This is a genomic window from Mucilaginibacter kameinonensis (genome assembly GCF_003675385.1).
Taxonomy (GTDB): domain Bacteria; phylum Bacteroidota; class Bacteroidia; order Sphingobacteriales; family Sphingobacteriaceae; genus Mucilaginibacter; species Mucilaginibacter kameinonensis.
In genome coordinates this window covers 383698-407649 of sequence record NZ_RCWZ01000005.1, presented here as the reverse complement: position 1 = coordinate 407649, position 23952 = coordinate 383698, and the positions used below count along the sequence as shown (strand labels likewise).

19 protein-coding genes are annotated in these 23952 nt (G+C 41.1%); 13 read left to right on the top strand and 6 right to left on the bottom strand.

Annotation, left to right across the window (positions count from 1 at the left end; all coding sequences use genetic code 11):
- Positions 1 to 2: 2 nt before the first annotated feature.
- From EAH55_RS24845 to EAH55_RS24835, 3 genes are all read right to left on the bottom strand, one after another.
- Positions 3 to 2558 carry an ABC transporter permease gene (locus EAH55_RS24845; protein ID WP_208644929.1) on the bottom strand — a complete coding sequence of 852 codons (2556 nt, stop codon included), beginning with the start codon at positions 2556 to 2558 and terminating at the stop codon, positions 3 to 5.
- Between the two features lie 4 nt (positions 2559 to 2562).
- Entirely contained in the window at positions 2563 to 3252 is a 690-nt protein-coding gene (locus EAH55_RS24840; RefSeq protein WP_121812442.1) for an ABC transporter ATP-binding protein, read from the bottom strand.
- Between the two features lie 155 nt (positions 3253 to 3407).
- Complete coding sequence (locus tag EAH55_RS24835; protein WP_121812029.1) at positions 3408 to 4040, bottom strand: MarR family winged helix-turn-helix transcriptional regulator; 633 nt, start codon at positions 4038 to 4040, stop codon at positions 3408 to 3410.
- A 246-nt stretch (positions 4041 to 4286) separates the two neighbouring features.
- Here EAH55_RS24835 and EAH55_RS24830 point away from each other — a divergent pair, with 246 nt between their 5' ends.
- The 7 genes from EAH55_RS24830 to EAH55_RS24800 all read left to right on the top strand — a co-directional run bounded on the left by EAH55_RS24830 (position 4287) and on the right by EAH55_RS24800 (position 14171).
- The gene (locus tag EAH55_RS24830) at positions 4287 to 6041 is read left to right on the top strand and encodes an ABC transporter ATP-binding protein (protein ID WP_121812028.1); all 1755 of its coding nucleotides are present in this window, start codon (positions 4287 to 4289) and stop codon (positions 6039 to 6041) included.
- A 36-nt stretch (positions 6042 to 6077) separates the two neighbouring features.
- Positions 6078 to 7838, top strand: a complete 1761-nt coding sequence (locus EAH55_RS24825; protein WP_121812027.1) for an ABC transporter ATP-binding protein — start codon at positions 6078 to 6080, stop codon at positions 7836 to 7838.
- A gap of 83 nt (positions 7839 to 7921) precedes the next feature.
- Positions 7922 to 8626, top strand: coding sequence for an NUDIX hydrolase (locus EAH55_RS24820; protein ID WP_114937719.1), 705 nt, complete (start codon positions 7922 to 7924; stop codon positions 8624 to 8626).
- 96 nt (positions 8627 to 8722) lie between these two features.
- Positions 8723 to 12259, top strand: coding sequence for a PKD domain-containing protein (locus EAH55_RS24815; protein WP_162997025.1), 3537 nt, complete (start codon positions 8723 to 8725; stop codon positions 12257 to 12259).
- 2 nt (positions 12260 to 12261) lie between these two features.
- Positions 12262 to 13278 (top strand): PorP/SprF family type IX secretion system membrane protein, encoded by a 1017-nt coding sequence (locus tag EAH55_RS24810; RefSeq protein WP_121812025.1) that lies wholly within the window; start codon positions 12262 to 12264, stop codon positions 13276 to 13278.
- Between the two features lie 242 nt (positions 13279 to 13520).
- The gene (locus tag EAH55_RS24805) at positions 13521 to 13919 is read left to right on the top strand and encodes a hypothetical protein (RefSeq protein WP_121812024.1); all 399 of its coding nucleotides are present in this window, start codon (positions 13521 to 13523) and stop codon (positions 13917 to 13919) included.
- An 18-nt stretch (positions 13920 to 13937) separates the two neighbouring features.
- Entirely contained in the window at positions 13938 to 14171 is a 234-nt protein-coding gene (locus EAH55_RS24800; protein WP_121812023.1) for a hypothetical protein, read from the top strand.
- Between the two features lie 53 nt (positions 14172 to 14224).
- On the opposite strand, the gene EAH55_RS24795 is transcribed toward EAH55_RS24800, so the two are convergent.
- Both EAH55_RS24795 and EAH55_RS24790 read right to left on the bottom strand, forming a co-directional pair.
- Positions 14225 to 15619 carry an arginine decarboxylase gene (locus tag EAH55_RS24795; protein ID WP_091206294.1) on the bottom strand — a complete coding sequence of 465 codons (1395 nt, stop codon included), beginning with the start codon at positions 15617 to 15619 and terminating at the stop codon, positions 14225 to 14227.
- A 232-nt stretch (positions 15620 to 15851) separates the two neighbouring features.
- Entirely contained in the window at positions 15852 to 16832 is a 981-nt protein-coding gene (locus EAH55_RS24790) for a GlxA family transcriptional regulator (RefSeq protein WP_114937724.1), read from the bottom strand.
- 160 nt (positions 16833 to 16992) lie between these two features.
- Between EAH55_RS24790 and EAH55_RS24785 the strand changes: the two genes are divergently transcribed.
- The 3 genes from EAH55_RS24785 (at position 16993) to EAH55_RS24775 (ending at position 18482) form a co-directional block, all read left to right on the top strand.
- On the top strand, positions 16993 to 17415 hold the full coding sequence (locus tag EAH55_RS24785) for a DoxX family protein (protein WP_121812441.1): 423 nt from the start codon (positions 16993 to 16995) through the stop codon (positions 17413 to 17415).
- A gap of 61 nt (positions 17416 to 17476) precedes the next feature.
- The gene (locus EAH55_RS24780) at positions 17477 to 18052 is read left to right on the top strand and encodes a dihydrofolate reductase family protein (protein ID WP_121812022.1); all 576 of its coding nucleotides are present in this window, start codon (positions 17477 to 17479) and stop codon (positions 18050 to 18052) included.
- Between the two features lie 106 nt (positions 18053 to 18158).
- The gene (locus EAH55_RS24775; protein ID WP_112566681.1) at positions 18159 to 18482 is read left to right on the top strand and encodes an HTH domain-containing protein; all 324 of its coding nucleotides are present in this window, start codon (positions 18159 to 18161) and stop codon (positions 18480 to 18482) included.
- On the opposite strand, the gene EAH55_RS24770 is transcribed toward EAH55_RS24775, so the two are convergent.
- A complete protein-coding gene (locus tag EAH55_RS24770; protein WP_121812021.1) occupies positions 18464 to 19744 on the bottom strand; it encodes a hypothetical protein in 1281 nt (426 codons plus the stop codon). The two genes, EAH55_RS24775 and EAH55_RS24770, sit on opposite strands and share 19 nt — an antisense overlap.
- Before the next feature lie 154 nt (positions 19745 to 19898).
- On the opposite strand from EAH55_RS24770, the gene EAH55_RS24765 reads away from it, so the two are divergent.
- The 3 genes from EAH55_RS24765 (at position 19899) to EAH55_RS24755 (ending at position 23889) form a co-directional block, all read left to right on the top strand.
- Positions 19899 to 20270, top strand: a complete 372-nt coding sequence (locus EAH55_RS24765) for a DoxX family protein (RefSeq protein WP_121812020.1) — start codon at positions 19899 to 19901, stop codon at positions 20268 to 20270.
- Between the two features lie 67 nt (positions 20271 to 20337).
- Entirely contained in the window at positions 20338 to 21726 is a 1389-nt protein-coding gene (locus EAH55_RS24760) for a serine hydrolase (protein WP_162997024.1), read from the top strand.
- Positions 21727 to 22152: 426 nt separating this feature from the next.
- Positions 22153 to 23889: a phospho-sugar mutase gene (locus EAH55_RS24755; RefSeq protein WP_121812018.1), complete on the top strand. Its 1737-nt coding sequence runs from the start codon at positions 22153 to 22155 to the stop codon at positions 23887 to 23889.
- The last annotated feature ends 63 nt before the right edge of the window (positions 23890 to 23952 follow it).

Genomic DNA, 23952 nt, shown 5'->3' with positions numbered 1-23952 from the left:
ACTTAGGCGTTTGTTCTTAAAATTTCCAATGGCGGTTTGTTTAACACGCCGCGGCTATTCAATAAGCCAATAATAACGGTTAACAAACTCACAATCAAAAATAGCACAAGAGCCGGTAATACGTTAACACTATATGGTATTTCAAAACTATACTTTGCAAGGAAATAGGTACCCGCAAAAGCTATCAGAATACCGGTTAATGCAGACAGGCTACCTAAAAACCAATACTCCAACGCCGTTATAGTGAATATTTGCTTACGGCTGGCCCCAAGGGTACGCAAGAGCACACTTTCCTGGATACGCTGATATTTACTGATACGTACCGATGCTATCAGCACTACAATACCCGTTATAATACTAAACGCGCTCATGAAGCGGATAACGTAACTGATTTTACTCAACAGTTCATCAACAACACTTAAAATTAAACCCAGATCGATGATTGAGACGTTGGGATAAGTCTTTACAACCAGCTGCTGAAAAGCAGCCGATACTTTGTTTGACGGCACATGCGTCATCAATACATGAAATTGTGGCGCGTCTTCCAGTACTCCTTTGGGGAAAACAACCTGGAAATTAGTCTGCACCTTGCCCCAGTTAACCTTGCGGATACTGGCTACATAAGCCGGCATTTGTACGCCTTGCACATTAAATACTATTTTATCGCCAATTTTCAGGTTACCCCGTTTGGACAGGTTTTCTTCAACAGATACAGGGATTTCCTTTGAAGGATCTGCCTGGCCAATCCATTTACCATCCAATAATTTTTCTGACGAGGTTAATGAATCCCTGAATGTTACCCGGTATTCCCAGGCAAAAACACCGTGTTGTATCTTGATAGTAGTATCTTTAGTGAGATCTGCAGCGGTTTTGCCGTTAATCTGTTCAATCCGCATGGTAACAATAGGCACTTGTTGTAATACAGGGAGTCCTTGCTGTTTGGTTAATTGAACAACACCTTTTTCCTGACTGCTCTGGATATCAAACAAAATCATGTTTGATTGATTGCCGCTGCTTGAAAGATTTACCTGCTGAACCAAAAGTGTTTGCACAAAATAAAGTGTGCAAATGAACATGGTGCTTAAGCCGATGGATACTATAAGTATAATGGTTTGGTTATTGGGGCGATATAAATTGGCAAAGCCTTGTCGCCACAAATAACTCCATGACCCTTTAACGATCGCTTTGGTGATCCGCATTAACAACCAGGCTGTTATAGCAAGGATCATAAACGCGATGAGGATCCCCAACGTAAACAGGATACTGCCCATAATGCTATCCAATTGCAAATAACTAAAAGCTATTACAAAGATCAGTATCAGCAAATATACCAGCCAGCGTAATGGATCACGCCGGCTACCGCTTTCATCTACCGACATACGGAGCGTGTTAAGCGGCGAAATATTCCTTACAGATATTAAGGGCAATAGAGCAAACAGGATAGAGATGATTAAACCCAGCAAAATACCCTGGCCTATGGCCATCCATGATATTTGCACCGAAATGGTAAAAGGTAGAAAGTCCTTAAATACCAGCGGCAATAAATGCTGAATGACCGTACCTAAGATAGCTCCCGAAACAGAGCCGATGATCCCGATTCCAATAATTTGTATAAGGTAGATCAAAAATGCTTCGGACGATTTTACACCCAGGCAGCGCATAATGGCTATTGACGCAATCTTTTCCTTTATATAAATATGAATAGCACTGGCTACGCCCACGCAACCCAGTAGTAAAGCCACAAAACCAACTAATGACAAGAAACGGCTCAGATCGCCAAAGGCACGGCCGGTGTTGTCTTTTTTTGTTTCGATGGTTTCAAAGCGCATCCCGGCTTTATCAAGTACAGGGTCGAGATTTTTGCTGAGCTTGTTTACGTTTACCGATGAATTGAACTTATAATAAAAGCTATAGTTAACCCTGCTGCCAATTTTTATAAGCCCTGTTTGCTCTAGGTATTGCATCGGAATATAAACTACAGGCGCGATTCCCGCCATAACACCACTTTGTCCGGGTGCTTTATTTAGGATGCCGGCAATCTGGAAATTCAGGTTACCTACTTTAACCGAGTCGCCCACACGGGCATTAAACTGCAACATCAGGGTTTTATCAACCAAAGCCATCCGTCCTTTCTTGAAAGTAAGCCCGGCTGCTTCCGGAGTAGTTTCTAAGGTACCATAGTAGGGGAAACCTCCCTGTAAAGCCCTGATCTGTACAAGCCGGGTACCGTTGGTACGCGGGAAATAGAGCATTGATGCAAAGCTCCGTTCCTGCGAGCGCTCGTCGCCCATGGAATCGAGCATGTGCTTTAACTTATCATCTACAGGTTTATTGCCGGAGATTGCCAAATCTGCACCAATCAGTGTAGCTGCCTGATCGTTAATATCATTTTGCACGTTGTATTTAAAGGAGTAAATAGCTACCAATGCAGCTATCCCAAACACAATGGCTGATATAAAGAGGAATAACCTTGATCGATTACGTCTGCTATCGCGCAGGGCCATCCGAAACAACCAGGGAATATTTATCTTTCTTTTAAAATCAATATTATTATCCATTAGCTTATGCGTTAATGGTTTTTTCGTCGGAGATTAGTTTGCCACCTTTGATCCGGATAATGCGTTGGGTTCTGGCTGCCAGTTCAGGGTCATGAGTCACCACCACAAGCGTGGTGCCAGCTTCCTTATTCAGATCGAATATTAGTTTGATCACTTTATCGCTGGTTTCGGCATCGAGGTTTCCGGTAGGTTCATCTGCAAAAAGGATGCGTGGCGCGTTTGAAAAAGCGCGGGCCAGTGATACCCGCTGTTGCTCGCCGCCGGAAAGCTGAAGCGGGTAATGATGCCCCCGCTCTGAAAGGCCTACTTTATCTAAAAGATCCAAAGCCCTTGTTCTGATATTTTTTTCCCCTCTCAACTCAAGTGGCACCATCACATTCTCAAGGGCGGTTAGGGTAGGGAGCAACTGAAAATTCTGAAATATGAAACCGACATGCTGGTTCCGCACCTGCGCGCGCTGATCTTCTGTTAGATTGCTGAGGTTGATTCCGTTGAGTTCAACCGTACCTGAGGTTGATCGGTCGAGCCCGGCACACAGACCAAGCAAGGTGGTTTTTCCGCTGCCAGAAGGGCCAACTATAGCATTGGTTGAGCCTGCCGCCACTGAAAAGTTTATTTGATCGAGCACGGTAAGGGTACGACCGGCACTTTGGTATGTTTTACTCAGATTGGAGATATTGAGGATATTGTCCACAGATGTTTTTTTATGGTATAGATACGAAAAAGCCGGGGTTGTTACCAAGCCCGGCCATTGAATGTTCAAGTATTATGCCATCTTTACTTTTAGCTGACATTGGGTTTAGAGGCGGTTATTACCAATTCAGAATTCGATCACCATACTCTTTAAATTTATACTTTATCGGCCATTATATGATCATACATCTGGTCGAAGGGTTTATTTTTCAGCTCGATTGCTAATGATGAGTTACGTTGTTCGCAATATTTAAGCATCTCGTAGCAATCAATTAAAATTTCATCGTCGATGCCTTTAAAGGTCATTTCAACTACTTTGCCCGAAATTTTATAATATTCATCCAATGCCGTAAGTCCTTTCTGGTTTACTTTGATAAGCTTGGCGCGCTTATCATCAGGCGACGTGCGTTCATCTATTTTCTCTTCACGGATAAGCCTGTTTATAACTTCCATGCCGGTAGTCGTTTCGGCGAACATATAGTTAATCAGGTCGCTTTTTCTTACTTCTCCCAAATGGAGTAAGCCATTCAGGTAATAAAAGCTTTCGGCAGGAGGGATGCCAATATAATTTACGGCAGACCGGAAATAAAGTGAGTATGCACTCAAAATACGACCAAGCGTTTTAAGCAAGTAGGCGCCGTTCATAATGCGTTCGCCTTTTTTACCGGCTTGTTTGGGCTTAGGACGTTGTTTTTGCAGATAATACCTGCAAAATGCCTCAACGGTAGGTTGCTCGCTTACTTCTTCAAAAGCTGTCCATTCTTCAACTAATTGTACAACTGGTTTCATTTTATTCCGGTTTAGATGTAAAATTAAAAATTTATTTCTAAAATGTTTTAATTATTCCTAAATAGAAATATATTTGTTGAGATATGTCGAAATAGAAATATATAGAAAATATACGGAGCTTGCAAATCCTTCTGATTTATTTCGATAATTTTAAATTGAATAAAAATGTTTTCACTGGCCAATCGTCAACCATAATAATGGCTCGAAACACATCCGCGAAAAAGAATTATAAATTATAAGATCAATATGCAACCCGATCATACTAAAAAAACAAACAGCAAGCCACCAGGTGTATTCAGTTTGCTAAAACCGTACAAAGGGCTTGTAGCGCTATTGCTGCTCTTTGCCTTATTGGGTAACAGCATGAACCTTTGGCTGCCTAAAATTATAGCTAATGGTATTGATGCCTACTCCAATCACCATTTCGTGATTAATGAGGTTATGGCCAAATTCCTTACAGCTACATTGGTTGTGTTTTTGTTCGCCAGTCTACAGGCCGTTGTTCAAATCTTCGCCTCTGAAAAAGTAGCCCGTGACCTGCGGCAGCAGCTGGCAGATAAAATATCCCGTCAAACTCATGCTTTTATTGAACAGGCTAATCCTTCAAAACTGTTAACAAATCTCACTTCTGATATTGATTCAATTAAGTTGTTTGTATCACAGGCCTTAGTTTCTATTGTATCGTCGCTGTTTATCATTATTGGCTGCAGCGTTATGTTGCTTACCATTAACTGGAAGCTTGCATTGGTTGTTATCACTATCATTCCTATTATAGGAGGTACGTTTTTTTATGTTTTGAAAAATGTGCGCGCCCTGTTTATGAAAAGCCGTGGCGTTATTGATCAGCTTAATAAAGTTATTAACGAGAGTATACTTGGGGCAGCGCTGATCAGGGTAATTAATTCGCAGCAACTGGAGTATAATAAATTCCTGGCGGCCAACACCGAAGCTAAAGATTATGGCTTAAGGATCCTTGGTTTTTTTGCCGGGCTTATCCCGATAGTAACTTTTACAGCCAACATGGCGGCATTTACCATTTTGGTAATGGGCGGGCATTTCGTGATCAGCGGCAGCATGACCCTGGGTAGTTTCGCAGCTTTTAACAGCTACCTTTCATTATTGATATTCCCTATATTCATTTTAGGTTTCATGAGCAACCTGATAGCCCAGGCTACCGCTTCGTTTACCCGTATCAGTGTTGTTTTAAACGCACCGGATGTTACCGACGGCGGTCCGTTGAAAGATACTTTACTCGGCGATGTTGAATTGAAAGATGTTACAGTGAGCTACGGGCAAAAAGCAGCATTGAAAAATGTTTCGTTTAAAGTTAAGGCCGGTTCAAAAATTGCCATCATCGGGCCTACATCTGGAGGTAAAACACAATTATTGTATTTACTTACCGGCCTGATCAATGCCACTTTGGGTGAAGTCTTATTTGATGATAAACCACTATCCGAATATGATAGTGAAACCTTTCACCGACAGGTTGGCTTTGTTTTTCAGGACAGCATCATATTCAATATGAGCATTCGTGAAAATATTGCCTTCAGTGATACGGTAACAGATGAATCGCTTCAAAAAGCTATTGAAACGGCAGAATTAAGCGCGTTCATCGATAACCTGCCCGATAAGTTGAGTACTATCGTTTCTGAACGCGGCTCAAGTCTTTCGGGAGGGCAAAAACAACGCATTATGCTGGCAAGGGCACTTGCTGTTAATCCAAAGGTATTGTTGCTTGACGATTTTACCGCGAGGGTTGACAACAATACCGAAAGAAATATTCTTGCAAATATTCAGAAGAACTATCCGGGCTTAACACTCATATCGGTAACACAAAAAATTGCCTCAGTTGAGCATTATGACCAGATCATCCTATTGATGCAGGGTGAAATTGTAGCTACCGGTGTACACGATGAGCTGATAAAAACCAGTCCGGATTATGTGCAGATCTTTAATTCGCAGCAAAGTACCAGCAATTACGAGCAGGGTATCAACCACTAAATATTAAGTTATTACCCGAAAAAATTATCAATTACAATGAACTACGATCTTAACCATATAGGTAAAAATCAGCAGAAAACGTCAACGTTAGCCGGGTTAAAAAAGCTGTTACAGCTTATTGCCCATGAAAAGCGCACACTTATTATTGCTTTTTTTGCCATCCTTGTTAACTCAACACTTAACCTGCTGGGGCCACTTATTATTGGCCATACTATTGATAAATACGTACAGCATAAGGATTTTAACGGCGTTTTGCATAATGCTGCTATTTTGTTTTGCATGTACCTGTTAGCTTTATTTACCAGTTATAAGCAAACCACGCTGATGGGAGGGGTGGGACAACGGATGTTGTTTACCTTGCGCAACTCTATCTTTAATAAATTACAGCAATTGCCGGTAGCTTTCTTTAATCAAAACAAAGCCGGCGACCTGATATCGAGGGTTAACAACGATACGGATAAACTTAACCAGTTCTTTTCACAATCGCTGATGCAGTTTATAGGCAATATTTCCATCATGATTGGCGCCGGTATTTTTCTGTTGGCCATTAATATTGAGTTAGGAGCAGCGGCTTTATGTCCCGCGCTGTTTATCCTGTTTTTAACATTGGTATTATCGCCATGGATAAAAAAGAAGAACGCTGCTAACCTGAAAAGCACGGGTTCGTTGAGCGGAGAGATCCAGGAAAGCATCAATAATTTCAAAGTGATCATCGCCTTTAACCGTCGCGATTATTTCAGGAAGCGGTTTAATATTGCTAATGATGAAAACTACAAAACGGCTGTAGGATCTGGTATTGCCAATAACGTTTTTGTTCCGGTTTATGGTTTATTTGCAAGTATGGCCCAACTTACGGTATTATGCTTTGGTATTTACCTCATTAGTAAAGGCATGTTTTCTGTGGGTTTGCTGGTGAGCTACCTGTCGTATGCAACAAACTTTTATAACCCTTTAAGGCAACTGGCAGCTCTTTGGACAAACTTCCAACTGGCCATGGCAGGTTGGGACAGGATTTCTCAGATCTTATCCCTCGAAACAGATCTGCCGGTATTGCAAGCGGGAGTTAATGAACCTGATGCTGCTTTGCTGGAATTCCGGCACGTGCATTTTAGCTATGACGAAAGCAGGGAGATATTACACAATATCTGCTTTAAGCTTGAGCGTGGTAAAACCTACGCCCTGGTTGGCCCAACTGGTGGCGGTAAAACAACAACAGCCTCATTAATAGCACGTTTATATGATCCAACTAAAGGTTTGGTATTGCTTAATGGAAAAGATATCCGAAGCCTCACCGCCGAAGAACGGAGCCAAAAAATAGGTTTTATTTTACAGGAACTATTCCTGTTTACCGGTACGGTGAGGGATAACATCCTGTACGGCAATGAGCTTTTTAAAGATCATACCAACGAGGAAATGGAACAGGTGATCAGGAATGCAAACCTGGGCAGCTTGCTGGCAATTTTTGAAGAAGGATTGGAAACCAAAGTTTTATCAGGAGGTGATAGTGTCAGCTTAGGCCAAAAACAATTAATAGCATTTATGCGCGCCGTATTACGGAATCCGGAGATATTGATCCTGGATGAAGCCACAGCCAACATTGATACCATTACCGAAAAGCTATTGAGCGATATTTTAGATAACTTACCGGAAACTACAACACGGGTGATTATAGCGCACCGTTTAAATACAATTGAAAATGCGGATGAAATTTTCTTTGTAAACTCGGGAGAGGTGATCAGGGCCGGATCATTTGATGATGCTATGGATCTGTTACTACAGGGAAAAAGGGTTAGTTAAACAGTTTATAAAATTAGTTGTCCGATTAACACTAAATAATTGCTAAATTATTTTTACCATTGCATATAAACTTAACCTAAGTTATGCATAAGTATAGCGGCGAAACGCGCATTTTAGTAGCAACAGATTGTATCATATTCGGATTTGACGGGGCTAACATCAAATTATTACTTGTTCAGCGTGGTCTTGAGCCCGAAATACACAAGTGGAGCCTTATAGGTGGCTTTATAAAACCCACCGAATCGCCGGAAGATGCCGCAAATCGTGTACTTGAGTTGCGTACAGGGCTTAAGAACGTTTATATGGAGCAATTCCAGGTATTTGGTAAGCCGGAACGTGACCCGGTAGAAAGAACGCTTTCGGTCGCCTATTTCGCACTAATTGATATTCACAAGTATGAAGCCCAGTTAAGCGAAGAATATCATCCCGAATGGTTTTTGCTGGATGAAATGCCCGACCTGATATTTGACCACAACGAAATGGTACGCATGGCTAAAAGACAATTGCGTTACAAAGCGGCACTTCACCCTATATTATTCCAATTACTACCCGAAAAATTCACCATTCCGCAATTACAAGCCCTTTATGAAGGTGTTTATCAAACCAAATTTGATGACAGGAACTTTAGTCGCAAGCTGCTTTCAACCGGTTTATTGGTAAAACTGCCGGAAAAAGATAAGCTGTCGTCAAAAAAAGGGGCGTTTTATTACAAGCTTGATCAATCGCATTACGAAGAAAACTTCGAAAAGTTCCTGAACCTGGTACCTAACCCAGATAAGTTTTTTTAAACCCGCTTTTGTTTTTAAAATTACCAGCTTAAGTTAAAGGTTTTTGTACTTTTAAAGGGCAGTTTAACGCTGCCAGCCAAATTCAACTAAAAACCTTTGAGCAGGATATCTTTTTTGCGATCATTAAGCCTCGCGCTTATTTTTATATGTTTTGCTATTTATACCCGAGCACAAGGTTCAAACCAGGGCACGGAGTTTTACACCGCCTATATCGACCATGTTGATGGTGCAGCCGGCAATCCCGGTGCACTGGGCAGGGGCAGTCAGATGGAGCTTTACATAACCTCCGATGTAAATACTGCTGTCACAGTAGAGATTGCGGACGGAAGCTTCACAAGTACTTACCAGGTTAAAGCTAAAGATATCTTAACTGTAAATATTCCTCCAGGAGCTTTTATAGGAAATCAAGGGCAATTTTTAAAAGGAATTCATATCACATCGTTTAAACCCATCGCGGTTTATGCGCATATTTTTGCTGAGAATGTATCAGGCGCCACCTTGCTGCTCCCGGTTAATACCTTTGGTAAGGATTATCTCTCTATTAACTATCAGCAAGTATCAAACTCAAACAATGGCACAAAAAACACGGAAGGTGTGCCTTCTTATTCAACTTTTGCAGTTATCGCTACTGAAGATAATACCACTGTTGAGATAACGCCATCACAGCCGCTTTTAAACGGCATCCCGGCAAATCACCCATTTACGATAACTTTAAAAAAAGGCGAAGTATACCAGGGGTTATCTGCTGCTGATTTAACCGGCACCCGCATCCGCTCAATTGTGAGCGCTACCGGGGCCTGTAAAAAGATCGCCGTTTTTTCAGGCAGTTCAAAAATAAGTATTGGATGCCAGGGCGATAAAGGATCGTCGGATAACCTTTTTCAGCAGGTTTATCCTTTGGCTGTTTGGGGTAAAAATTATATAACCGCGCCATTAAAAGGGCGTAATTATGATATCATCAGAATAGTACTCAGTTCACCAGAAGCAAATGTCACAGTAAACGGAGCACCAGCACAAGGAGGATTAATCAATGGCTTATATTATGAGTTTACCTCAACCACGCCCAATATCATTACTTCCGATAAGCCAATCCAGGTGGTTCAATACGCCGTTACTCAAGGGGAGGCTTTAAATTGCCAGCTCACATCTAATGATACCGGCGACCCTGAAATGATATATCTAACGCCTATTGAGCAAACGCTTGATCATGTTACATTGAACTCTACAGGCAACTACCGGATCATTGACAATTACATTAATGTAATTATTAAAACCGCCGCGGTGCCAACCTTTTCACTTGACGGGGTTCCTTATACCCAGTTTTCGCCAGTACCCAATAGTATTTATTCTTACGCGCAAATTAGCGTCAACACCGGGGTGCATAATATCAAAGCTTCAGATGGCTTTAATGCAATAGCTTATGGGTTTGGCAAGCTGGAATCTTATGGATATGCTGCCGGAACCAACCTTAAAAACCTGAACGAATTTATAGCCTTACGAAATCCTGCTGATAATACAATACAGACAAATGGCTGTGCCGATACGCATTACAAACTCCAGTTGACATTGCCCTTTCAAACCAATAAAATAACCTGGGATCTAAAAAATGCCAGTCCGGCACTTGTTATGAATAATCCGGTGCCAACAGGTTCAATAGTAAAAGATTCAAAAGTACTTTATACTTACGAATATCCTGGAGACGGAGTAATTTACAGCGATGGTGACTATAGTGTTGTGGCCACTGTGTTTAACCCTATCGCCGATGAATGCGGCACAAATGAAGACATAGAATTTGATTTTAATATCTCAGCCTCGCCGGTTGTAAAATTCAGTTTTGCTGATCCCTGTTTGGGGAGCGATGTTCAGTTTACAGACCAGTCTACATCCGGCACCCGGCAAATTAAAAGCTGGAAATGGGATTTTGGAGATGGCCTGACCGATGTAGTACAGAACCCCAAACATAAATACGCCCAACCAGGGGACTATATGGTGTCATTGTTTATTACAAACGAAAACGGATGTGGCGAGATATCAAATCCAATAAAAGTACACATATCGGAACCTCCGGTTGCTTCATTTAGCTATTCGTCACCAAATTGCGTTGGGCAGGATATTACTTTTACAGATAATTCCACAACGGCAGAAGGGAATATTGTGAGCTGGCAATGGGACTTTAATGATGACACTCCGGTTGAAACCCTTACGAGCAAAAATCCGTTTAACCACTCATATAGCAAACCGGGCAATTATTTGGTTAAACTAACTGTTACAAATAGTAATGGTTGCGCAAGTAATATAGCCCAGTTGCCTGTTAACGTTTATCCTGTGCCAGTAGTTGATTTTTTATTGCCGGAAGCCTGTGAAGAGGATTTTGCTCAGTTCACTGATCAAAGCACAATTGCCGATGCCACAGAAGCTGACTTTACTTATGAATGGAACTTTGGCGATCCAAACGCGACTCCAGGCAACCCTAATATTTCGCACGAGAAAAACCCTAAGCATCATTTTTTAGCCGGCAATTACCAGGTTACACTTAAGGTTACTTCCAAATATGGATGTTCTATTACATCGGCCCCCAAATCTTTAACAATTAATGGGAGCAAGCCTAAGGCTGGTATAGTTGTTCAGAACCCGGCAGGTTTGTGCAGTGCCCAGGAGGTGTTTTTTGAAAATCAGTCTTCTGTTAATTTTGGTGCAATTACCCGGCTCGAGGTTACTTATGACAGCAGCAATCCTTCAACCACGGTAGTCTATGATCACCCTGCATTTGGGTTGCAGCTGAGGCACAAATATCCTTCGTTTACAACAGGGTCCCGGGTTGTTACTTTAAAAGCAGTAGCTTATTCGGGCGCGTTGTGTTCTGACCCTATAGAACTCCCTGTTAATTTGAAAGCGTCACCCTTGGTGAGTTTTGATCCGGCCCCTGTTCTTTGTATAGAATCGCAACCATACCAGTTAGTACCAAAACCTGATGGGCCTGTCGGAGCAGGGACGTTTTCAGGAACGGGTATTAGTGCCGATGGTATATTTAACCCGGCTGTTTCAGGCGCCGGGACTTTTGATATCCGGTATATTTATACAGCTGCAAACGCTTGCGCAGACACGGTTCTTCAGCAAATTAAAGTTGATCCGTCGCCTTTGGTTTCATTAGGCCCGGATTTTACTATGCTTGAAGGAACAAAGCGCGTTTTAAAACCCGTTGTAAATAACGACAACCTAACTTATAAATGGACGCCGGCAACAGGGCTCGATCATGACGATATAGCTACCCCGGTGGCAAGTCCTGCGCAGGATGTTACTTACCAGCTAATGGTTACCTCGGCTCACGGATGTAAGGCGATGGCCAGTGTATCTGTAAAGGTTTTTAAGTTTTTAGTTATTCCCAATACGTTTACTCCCAATGGTGATGGGGTGAATGATTTCTGGAATGTTAAATATTTGGAAAGTTATCCAAATAATAAGGTTGACGTATACAACCGATACGGAGAAAAGGTATATTCGTCTATTGGTTATAGCGTACCTTGGGACGGCAAATACAACGGTTCATATTTGCCTCCCGGAACTTATTATTATATTATTGACCCCAAAAATGGCCGCGAGGTTATTGCAGGTAATGTGACCATTATCAGATAAAAATGAAGCGAATTTTATATACTTTAATAATCATTGCTACGGTAGTTCAGTTAGTAAAAGCTCAGCAACGACCGCAGTACACTCAATACGTATTCAATAACTACCTTTTAAATCCTGCATTAAGTGGTATAGAAAACTATACCGATGTAAAATTAGGTTACCGAAGCCAATGGACTGGCCTTGAAGGGGCACCCGTAACTTCTTACGTTTCGGTGAATGCACCTATAGGCAACAGGTTTTTACAGGGCGATGCTACCGCGTTTCCTGCCGGTGGCGGTTTAAACCCTTCAAGCAGGTCATACACTCAAAATTATATGGCTGCAGAGCCACATCATGGTATTGGTTTAATGGTGGTATCTGATAAAACGGGCCCCATAACACAAACCAATATTGATGCTACATACGCCTACCATCTTGGCCTAACCGAAACATTGAACTTAGCTGTAGGTGTATCGGCTGGTGTTAGCCACAATGTGATTGATGTAAGTAAACTTACTTATGTTGATCCTAACGACCCTACTATCAACAACATTACAGGTTCACAATGGAAACCCGATTTGGGAGTAGGAGTGTGGGCATATTCGTCAAACTACTTCTTTGGAGCGTCAGTACAACAGATCCTGCCTCAAAATTTATACGTAACCACATCTACAACAGCAGTACAAAATAAAACTGTACCACATTATTTTGTAACAGGTGGTGTTAAGCTTTTCGTATCTGATGATATCACATTAATGCCTTCGGCTTTGCTTAAATTTATAGCGCCTGTGCCGGTAACTTTTGATGTGAATATGAAAATGTCGTTCCGGGACAAGTTCTGGATTGGTGGCTCATATCGCCGTAATGACTCGTACGCTGCATTGGTTGGTTTTAATTTGAGTTCATTGATCAACGTTGGCTACTCTTATGATTTTACAACATCTGCCTTAAATACAGTAAGCCATGGCTCGCATGAAATTGTATTAGGCATCCTCCTCAATAATCGTTATAAAGTAACCTGCCCTCAGCATACTTTTTAATTTTTAAAATCGTTTTTAAATTATATGATTAATTCGCTTTAACAGAGCGAATTGTGTTACGCAATAGCATGTTATTATTGGGTTATCTTAAACCGTTGCGGATGCTTCTTCCCTAATTAACAAAAGCAATTTGATAATCATCGCTGTTGAGTTTATATGAAATATTGTTTCTTAAAAAGATAAAAATTAAAACAATACAATTGTTTTGTAGGTTTATTTAATAACAACTAAAATTAAAACCTATGAACACCAATAATGAGAGCTGGGATAACCAGAATAGTAACCGCAACGATTTTGAGAATCATACCAATTCATTTTCAGTGAATGGCGACGAAGCTTATGCTAACCGAAATCTTAAAAACGATGATGATTTGGATGAGGCGGATGACATAGTAGATTATGACGAAAAACCTGAGGTAGAAAATCCTGAAAAAGAAAAGGTAGGGACTCATAGTCAATCCGAGGTTGATCAGCCAAATAAAAGTGCAGACACATCGTTTAGTGAACAAACAGACGTAACACCACCGAATAAAAAAGAATTCCCTTCAGTAGGTCCGGCTAAAACCGATTTTGAAAGCCGTCCGCAAGGCCGTACAACCGGCCGTATGGTGGGTCATGAACCCGGAACCGAAGGGATTTAGGAATAGGAGGAAATAATCATGAGTGATTATCGAGACGATCATTCTGCCTCAAGGCAGGGTAACATTAAAGAGACAAGGGAAAGTGGCACAACCGGCAGTGATAACAATACCACCCGGATCAATCCCTGCCTCGAAACAAAAGGTCCTCAAAAAATGAACTTTAGAGTTCTACATGAGGATGGTAGCCTGGCTGATCTTCCAGATCAGAATGTTGAAGGCGCCGGTGTCGGAGATGGCACCATAGGTCGTTAAAAAGAAAGGTGGCTGATATGGCCACCTTTCTTTTTATGCTGATGTTTATACTATTAGGTAGTATACCCCAGAATTTTTAGTACTTGTTTACTGTTTTGCTCTTCGCCAAATACTTCAAAGTTGAAAGTTTCATCCCTGTTACGGCGAATGATCACGTGCTTAGGTGATGGTAGCAAACAATGGTGAATACCGCCGTAACCGCTTAATACCTCCTGATAAGCTCCTGTATTAAAGAAACCTAAATACTGCACCTTACGGGTTTTAGGCATAAATACGCTGTTCATGTGCGCTTCCTGGTTGTAATAATCCTGACCATCGCAGGTGATGCCGCCAAGGTTTACACGCTCATATTCCGAATCCCAGTTGTTGACCGGCAACAGGATGTACTTTTGATTTAATGCCCAAACATCAGGAAGGTTAGTGATGAATGAACCATCAAGCATCAACCAGCGTTCGCGATCATTTTGTTGCTTGCGGCCTAATACTTTGTAAAGGATACCTGAAGCTTCAGCCACAGTATATTTACCAAATTCGGTAATGATATCCGGTTCCATGGTATCATGCTCGGCACAAATTTCTTTGATACGACTTACAATCTCGTTGATCATGTATTCATAATCAAAATCGAAAACCAGCGAATCTTTAAATGGCATACCACCGCCAATATCAAGCGTATCCAAATGCGGATTTACTTTCTTGAATTTGCAGTAAAGCGTTACATATTTCTCCAGCTCGTTCCAGTAGTATGGTGTATCTGAAATACCCGAGTTAATGAAAAAGTGTAACAGTTTAACCTGGAAGTTGGGGTTGTCCTCAATTTTGTTATGATAAAAATCAATAACATCTTCCATACGTACACCTAAACGCGAAGTATAAAACTGAGAATCAGGCTGCTCTTCGGCTGCTATACGGATGCCCAGGTTACAAGGTGTATCCATCTCAATTTCGTCGTCGTAAAGATTAAATTCTTCTTTATTATCCAATACCGGGATGATGTTTTTGAAACCATCATGCAGCATGTCGATAATGTAAGTTTTGTATTGGAAAGTTTTAAAACCGTTACATATTACGGTAATATCCTTTGTTACGGTGCCTTTTTTCTCTAATGCGTCAATCATTGGCATATCAAAAGCCGACGATGTTTCCAGGTGGATTTCGTTTTTCAGGGCTTCTTCAACAATATGCCTGAAATGCGAGCTCTTGGTGCAATAGCAGTATTTATAGCTGCCGCGATAATTGTTTTTGATGATAGCCTGTTGAAACAACAACTTGGCCTGCTGGATCTTTTTAGAGATCAAAGGCAGATAAGTAAAGCGTAGGGGGGTACCATACGTTTCAATCATCTCCATCAAATTTAGGTCCTGAAAGTATAGCTCATCGTCGATGATCTCAAAACCATCCTGTGGAAAGCCTACACTTAAATCAAGAAATTCCTGGTAACTCTGCATCCTTTAAAATTTTGGGGCAAAAATGTAATTTTTAAACGGAATATTTGGCTATTTGTTAGGATTAATTTTATTGACAGAATGTAATGTTTTTGCAGCAAAAGAGAGCTTGCTCATTATCCACTGTTACACAGTACGTTGCATTCGATAATCCATAGAAATTTTCGATAATAATGAAACTATAATATAGCTCATTAGGAGGGTATATAATCACTAAAAATACCGGCAGGCGTAACTATGCCACCGCAGCCTCTTTATTGTATTTATTTCGGTAATCAATTGGCGATAATCCGGTGATTTTTTTGAAAACCGTACGGAACGCTTTGGCATCGGTATAACCAACATCATACATTACTTCGTTGACGTTTTTCGGGGTGCTTTCCAGTTGCTTTTTTGCGGCTTCAATCTTCACTCGTTGAATATATTCAACCGGGGTATTGTTGGTGGCTTTCTTAAACCGGCGTTCAAAATGCCTGCGGCCTATGGCATATTTCGAAGAAAGGTCTTCAACCGAAATTTTCTCTGTTACATTATTTTCGATGTATTCCTGGGCTTGCTTGATCGGATCATCCTCATGCTTCTTTTGCCCGGTGAACATTGCAAAAGGCGACTGACTTTTCCGGTCAATTTCCAGGGCATAGATCTTGGCTGCCATAATAGCTATATCCCTGCCGGCATACTTCTCTATTAACAATAGTAACAAACTCCAGTAAGATGTAGCGCCTCCACTTGAATATAAGCCTTGCTGTTCGGTAACAATGCGTCCGTCAACCAGTGTTACTTCCGGGAACATGCTTCTAAACTTATCTGCTGTGATCCAGTGGCTGGAACATTCTTTACCATTTAATAACCCAGTAGAGGCCAGTATAAACGAGCCGATACACAAACTAACTATTTCAGCACCGTTTTTGTATTGATTGATGATCCATGGTACAAACTCCTGATTTATCTTTACTGCATTGTCCAGATCGCCGCTTATAGCCGGGATGATCACCATGTCGGTTTTTCCCAATTCACTCATTAAAAGATCGGGGTGAACCGAGAACATGCCACCATGCACTTTAACCTCTTTGGCAAGACCAACCATGTGCACATCAAAAACCGGCTGCCTGCCCACGGATTGTAAAAAGTCATTGGCTCCGGTAAAGATAGTCCGGGCATCTACAATACTGGCCAAAACCGCCTCATTAGGTATCAGGATAGCTACATGTTTCATGCTTGGTAATTGAATAATTGGTTATATTGGATAAAGATAGTAAACGTCAAAGTCGCAATCAACCCCTTAATAAGTCCTTTTTGCGCATTACGTGGCTTTATGCCCAGCGATAACTTTGTATCGTAAACAAATCAGTAATCACACAAAAAACAATATCATCATGAAACCAAAAACAATTAAAATCCTGCATTGGACCTTCACTACTCTTTTTTTATTGGCAATGCTTGGCGACGCTTATGGCGGTATTACCATGCAGCAGGCAGGTAAAGATTCATTAGCAAAACTGGGATATCCTATGTACCTGCTGGTAATTATGGGATCGGCAAAAATCGCAGGCGTGCTGGCCATAGCGCAAACTAAATATAAGGTTATTAAAGAGTGGGCGTATTCTGGCTTTACTATCAGCTTCATAGGCGCGTTTTTATCATGGTTTGCAATTGGTGCCGGAGGTGCAATGCTTGTTCCGCCCGTAGTGATGTTAATCGTCATGTTCTTTACCTATTACTTATGGAAAAAATACGAGCAGGTAAAAGATCTTAATGTAACCAATACCAGGCTTGCAGGCAATACCGAACTCGCTTAATAATACACCATTTACTTAACCCCGGGTTTACCTGTTAAACCCGGTTTACTTGTTTAATATTATGCGTAAACTGACAGTATCCCTGAATATAACACTGGATGGCTTTGTGGCAGCGGAAGATGAGGGGCTTGACTGGCATTCACCCTACTGGTCTGATGAAATAGCCGAAACTACTGCTGAGTTGTTAAGTAAGGCGGATACTATCTTATTAGGTAAAAATACCTACCAGGCTATGGCCGCGTATTGGCCTTTTCAGGCTAAAAGCATGAATTTCCCACGTACGGATATAGCTTATGCCGATATGATGAATACCTATCAAAAAGTTGTTATATCTTCAACAATGAACGCTGCGTGGTGGAATAATTCGTTACTGCTGAAAGGTGATTTAAGACAAATTATTGGAAACCTAAAAAAGCAAAACGGCCGCGATATTCTCACTTACGGAAGTATTAGCGTTGTTAAAAAGCTGGCGGCGGTTGATTTGATTGATGAATACCAGCTTTGGGTACACCCGGTAATTTTAGGTAATGGCCGGCCGCTCTTTAATGGGTTGAAAAGCTCATTGCCTTTAAAATTGCTGTCGCAAAAGGTTTTTTCGTCAGGTGTTATTTTGATGGTTTATCAATCACATGATTGATTATAAAGGATGACCCAATCCGCAGAGTTCATAAAAGGCATTTTTACTACTGACACACTGTTGTCAATAACCATTAGCACATTTGTGTGAATAAATATAATGTGCTATGAATAGGGCCGACAGGTTGCTCAGGGTATTGGTGTTACTGCAAACCAGGGATGTGGTTTCTGTTGAGCTATTGAAAGCACAGTTCCATATCAGCACGCGCACCGCCTATCAGGACCTTGAGGCACTAAAACAACTAAAAATAACAGTAACATTTGAGCCAGAAAAAGGCTGTTTTGTTTTAGTTGGAAGCTGTCCATCACCTGGTAACAACAGCGAAATTCTTTCTCAGCCAATGATGATTATTCCACCCGCTATAAAAAATGAGGTTTTGTCTGTTATTCCCCGCGAGTTTAATAATGATCCTCAAAACTCATCGTCGTAGTTTACCTTTCCATTGCTCAGTCGCACATAATCTACCGCTCCGGTACCCTGGAAGCGATAAACAATCCCGATTATTTTGGCCCGGCCAATACCTTTATCTACCGTGTAAACCAGCCTGTTATCAATAAAAATTTGCGCCTTGCCATTGTGGGATACTATTTTGAGCGGTACATATTTCTCAAAATCAACCCCAAAGGCAGAGAGATCGTGCTTCTTGCCCGATACTTCATACCCGGCAAAGTACATATCCAGATCGGACACACAACCTTTAGCACTCAAGGGAATCCAGATAGCTGTGCCTTTGCATAGGATATAGATAGTGCTCGAGCGACAGGCAGCTGCGCCTTCGTTGTAGTTGTTTTTTACCGATGTTTCAAAAGTAAAATCATCGCTGTAGATCTCTCCGAAGTCTTTCACATTGTTATAAACCACATAGGGAGGAGTTGGCTGCATAGGAATATTCCGCTCCTTGATCTTTTCAGGCGACAAGGAAAGCTTGCCATCTGCCATTGCATCCTTTTTTTCATAATAAATAGGCACTGGCTGCTTTTCAACAACAGGCAACCACCCATTTGATTCAACAAACAATTCATGCTGTTTTACAATTTTACCGCCTACAATGAGCTTGGCGTAATAAAAATCAGGAAAGTAATAGATAGAAGTATGCTGATGATCGTTTTTTGAAACATTAACCCGCAGATGTCTGTCCCATGATTGCTGGATAGCAACTGAATCGTAAGGAGATTTAGTCGCGTCAAAATCAAATACCACCGAATTAGGCAAACCAGAAGTAATCACTTTTTTACTGCTGAAACTATAATCCTTAGCCACTATTGGCGGTGCAGGGCGTTCGGTGCGTGAAGCTATGATCACAACCAACAAAATTCCCATTAAGGTTAAAACACCCAATGCATAGGGCAGGGACCTGAACGTTTTTTTTACCGGTTGTGGTTTAGATTTTTGTTGTTCTCCCGGTTTGCCAACCGGAACAAATTGAGTACTGAAAGCCCTGAAATTTTCGTAACCTAAAAATTGCACCAGGGTATCCATGGTGTAGGTATTTGGCAGGCTATGATATTTAACCTTGCCCCAGATGCGCTTCAGCGTAACATGACTTATAGACGCGCCTGTCTTCTCGCGGATCTTTTCGCTTAGGTTTATGAAATCCTGGTTTTTCCAGTTTGTGCTGTCACCCCAGCCGGTGAAAGTTTCGTATTGTTTTATCAGTTCGATAATCAATAACTCTTGTGCGGGCATATCCATTGGTCAAAAATAGCCGGTAAATAAGTTCAAATATCATTTGTACAGGCTTGTACCAACTTGTATAAGCCATGAATTGCGATAGCCTGACAGGCAAACTAATTTTATAAGCAATTACAAAATATTTAAACCTAAATATACTATAACCTAACCAACAATGAAACAAGTATTAAGCAGGAGTAGCGCATATATTTACGCAACGGTAATGTTCATATTCGGCATTCAGCATTTTATGTATGCCGATTTTGTGGCAACCCTTGTGCCCGGCTGGATCCCTTTCCACCTTTTTTGGGTGTATTTTACCGCCGTGGCGCTAATAGCTGCAGCCGTAAGTATCTATGTTAATTTATACGCTCAATGGGGCTGTTTTTTGCTGGGATGTATGATATGGGTATTTATATTAACCATACATATCCCATTGCTTGTCAATAGTCATTTTGATGCGGGTAAAATAACCAATGCCATGAAAGATACCGGGCTTGCATCATGCGCCTTTATACTTGCAGCATTATATGAACGGGAAGGTTAATTAATACCGAAACGATGTGTAACATAAATGTGTTTGCTGTAGTCTCTTTACTATGAATCTGCACATTATGAAATTGAATTTAAAGTACGGCTTTTTATTCGCGATGCTTGCCTTGGGTACAGGTAAAGCCTTTGGTCAGCAAAGCAAGGTTGCTAATATTGATACCTTAATTCAAAGGGCAAACAGGTTAGGCTTGTTTAGTGGTAATGTTTTAGTTGCCGATCATGGAAAAGTTATTTATAAAACGGCCATCGGTTATGCTGATGCTGCCAAAACCATCAGGCTTACAGACCAGTACCGGTTTCATATAGGATCAATAGCTAAAGAGTTTAATGCGGTTGGCATTATGATGCTTGAAGAACAAGGTAAGTTAAGCCTGGACGACAAAGTATCTAAATACCTGCCCCAACTGCCCGCATGGGCAAGTAAGATCAGGATCATTAACCTGTTACAGTACACCAGTGGTTTACCTGATGTGAAATGGAAAACGGCAAAGAACGACGCCGATAATATGGTCGATTTAATGAAGATCGACTCGCTGGATTTTGAGCCCGGTAAAAAGTATGCCTATAATAATAACAATGTTTTTCTGCAGCGACGCATTATTGAGAAGATAACCGGCATCAGCTTTAAACAATTTGTTGAAGATTATGAATTGAAACCTGCCAGTATGAATACGGCTATTGTTGACCCCACCGAAAACGACAAGCTCATTGCCCGTTCATTTAACAATGACGGCAAAACCGACGACCTTATTTACCCGATATCCGGTTGGACGGCCGTAACGCTCGATGATTTTTATGCATGGGCAAACGCGATAACTAAATTTAAACTGATAAGTCCCGTTGCTACCCGCGAGATCATTAACGGCGTAACCCCTGGAAGGCAGTCGGGTCTTGGCGGTGGCAGCATGGATGGCGATAAAATGATTAGCCATGTTCATGATGGCACCTCTTTAAATTATCAGGCCTTACTGGTAAGTAAGGTTCCCGAGGGTGTTACCATTATTTTGATGACCAACAACAAGCAGGGAAACCTGTATTCAATCGAAAAGTCGATTGAAGCTATTTTAGACGGCAAACCTTACGCTCAGGTGAAAAGATCGTTCCTGGATACATTTAGCGCAAAACTGGATTTAATGAGCGGTGAGCAGATCATCAATTTCTATAACGACCTCAAAACCAAACACAGTGACGAATACAGTTTTGACGATGAAAGCACTTTAAACGAAACCGGTTATTACTTAATGAATAAAAAAAGGCTGGCCGATGCCGTTCGTGTTTTTGAGTACAACACTCAGCTATCCCCAAAATCGGGCAATGTGTTTGATAGCCTCGGCGAGGCGTATTACAATCAGGGTAATAAATCATTGGCCTTATTGAATTATAAGAAGTCGTTACAACTTGATCCGGCAAACGATAATGCCAAAAAGTTCATAACCGAATTGGATAAATAGGGGAGCCTGCAATAAAAGATAAGGGGTTTATTGGCAGGCTAAATTTTCGCAAACACTTACCAACTCCTATATATCCGTCTGTTAATGCCGGTTTGCTCAGGCAAGCCGGCCAACAGGCAGTATTAGACTATTCAATCAATAATCAACTGTTTATCAACACCGATTTGCTGTTTATTAAATCTGCATAAAATGCGATGGTGGTACTCGCATACCACATCTTTCAAAATCTGCAAACTTTATCAATAGAATGTTGTTTTCAGAACAAAATTAAACCGTGCTGTTTAAGTAATATCAGCTCAAAACTTATTCATTTTTGGGCTGGCATATTTAAAAAGATGATTTAACTTTAAAGCGTTCTTCATTGGTTATTTATTGCCATATTTGAAGCAAAACCGAACCAGATAATTTGAAAACATACAACCACTTATGCAGGAATTAGACCCCACCATTCTTCAAAAAGCAAACTCATGGCTTCAAGGAAATTATGATGCTGATGTAAAGCAGGAAATCCAAAAGTTAATTGACGATAAGGCGTACACCGAACTGACTGATTCATTTTATCGTGATCTGGAATTTGGTACAGGCGGCCTTCGCGGCACTATGGGGCCAGGTTCAAACCGTATTAATAAATATACCATAGGTGCGGCAACTCAAGGTTTAGCTAATTACCTTAAAAAAACATACCCGGGCGAAAAGATTAAGGTGGCTATAGCTCATGACAGCCGTAACAATGCTGATTTTTTTTCTACTATCACTGCCGAGGTTTTCTCTGCTAATGATATCCATGTTTATTTTTTCAAGGCGCTTCGCCCAACACCCGAGCTTTCATTTGCCGTACGCCATTTAGGTTGTAAAAGTGGTGTAATGCTTACTGCATCTCACAACCCTAAAGAATATAATGGCTATAAGGCTTATGGCGCCGATGGTGGCCAGTTTGTTTCGCCTCATGATAAAGCCGTCATGGATGAAGTTGCAGCTATCAGCAGTATTGATGAGATAAAATTCAATCGTGTTGATGCTAATATCGAAGAAATAGGAGAGGATATTGATGAGCTTTACCTGAGTAAGATCACCGAACTTTCTGTTTCACCTGATGCTATTGCGCGTCAAAAAGACCTTAAAATAGTCTATTCTCCAATTCATGGTACCGGTATTACCTTGGTGCCACAGGCTTTGGAAAGGTTTGGTTTTGAAAACGTGATCCTGGTTGATGAGCAAATTACTCCCGACGGTAATTTCCCTACAGTAGTATATCCAAACCCGGAAGAAAAAGAAGCTTTAACACTTGCTCTTAAAAAAGCGCAGGAAACCGACGCCGATCTTGTTTTGGCTACAGACCCTGATGCCGACCGTGTTGGTATAGCTGTGAAGGATACCAACGGTGAGTTTATCCTGCTTAACGGTAACCAAACCGGCGCCATGCTTATTAATTATTTATTAAGTGCCTGGGAAGAAAAAGGTAAACTTACCGGTAAAGAATATATAGTTAAAACTATTGTTACCACAAACCTTATCGAGCGCATTGCCGAAGCAAAAAACGTTACTTATTATAACACACTGACCGGCTTTAAATATATCGGTGAGTTGATGACCCATTTTGAAGGTAAACAAACCTTTATTGGTGGCGGCGAGGAAAGCTACGGTTATTTAATAGGCGAATTGGTCAGGGATAAAGATGCCGTTGTTTCAAGCGCGTTCATTGCCGAAATGACTGCTTATTACAAAGATAAAGGCAGCAGCTTGTTTGAAGCTTTAATTGATACTTATGTACAATATGGCTTTTACAAAGAGAAACTGATCTCTTTAACTAAAAAAGGAAAAACCGGTGCTGAAGAGATCAAAGAGATGATGGAGAAATTCCGTACCAATCCTCCGGCTACTCTGGGTGGTTCAAAAGTTACTACGCTTAAAGATTACGAAAAACGTGTTGAAACCGACCTTGTGAACAATACAACCAAGCCAATTGAATTACCGGCGTCTGATGTTTTACAGTTCATTACCGAAGATGGAAGCATTATTTCTGCCCGTCCATCAGGTACAGAGCCTAAAATTAAGTTCTACTGCAGCGTAAACGGAAAGCTTAATAGCAAAGAAGCATATGCTGAAACAGATAAACAGCTTGATACCAAGATTGCCTCTATCATGAAAGACCTTGGTGTTTAAAACTGGTAAACACGCAAAAAAAAAACCGGCTAATTGATATTAGCCGGTTTTTTTATGACTTAT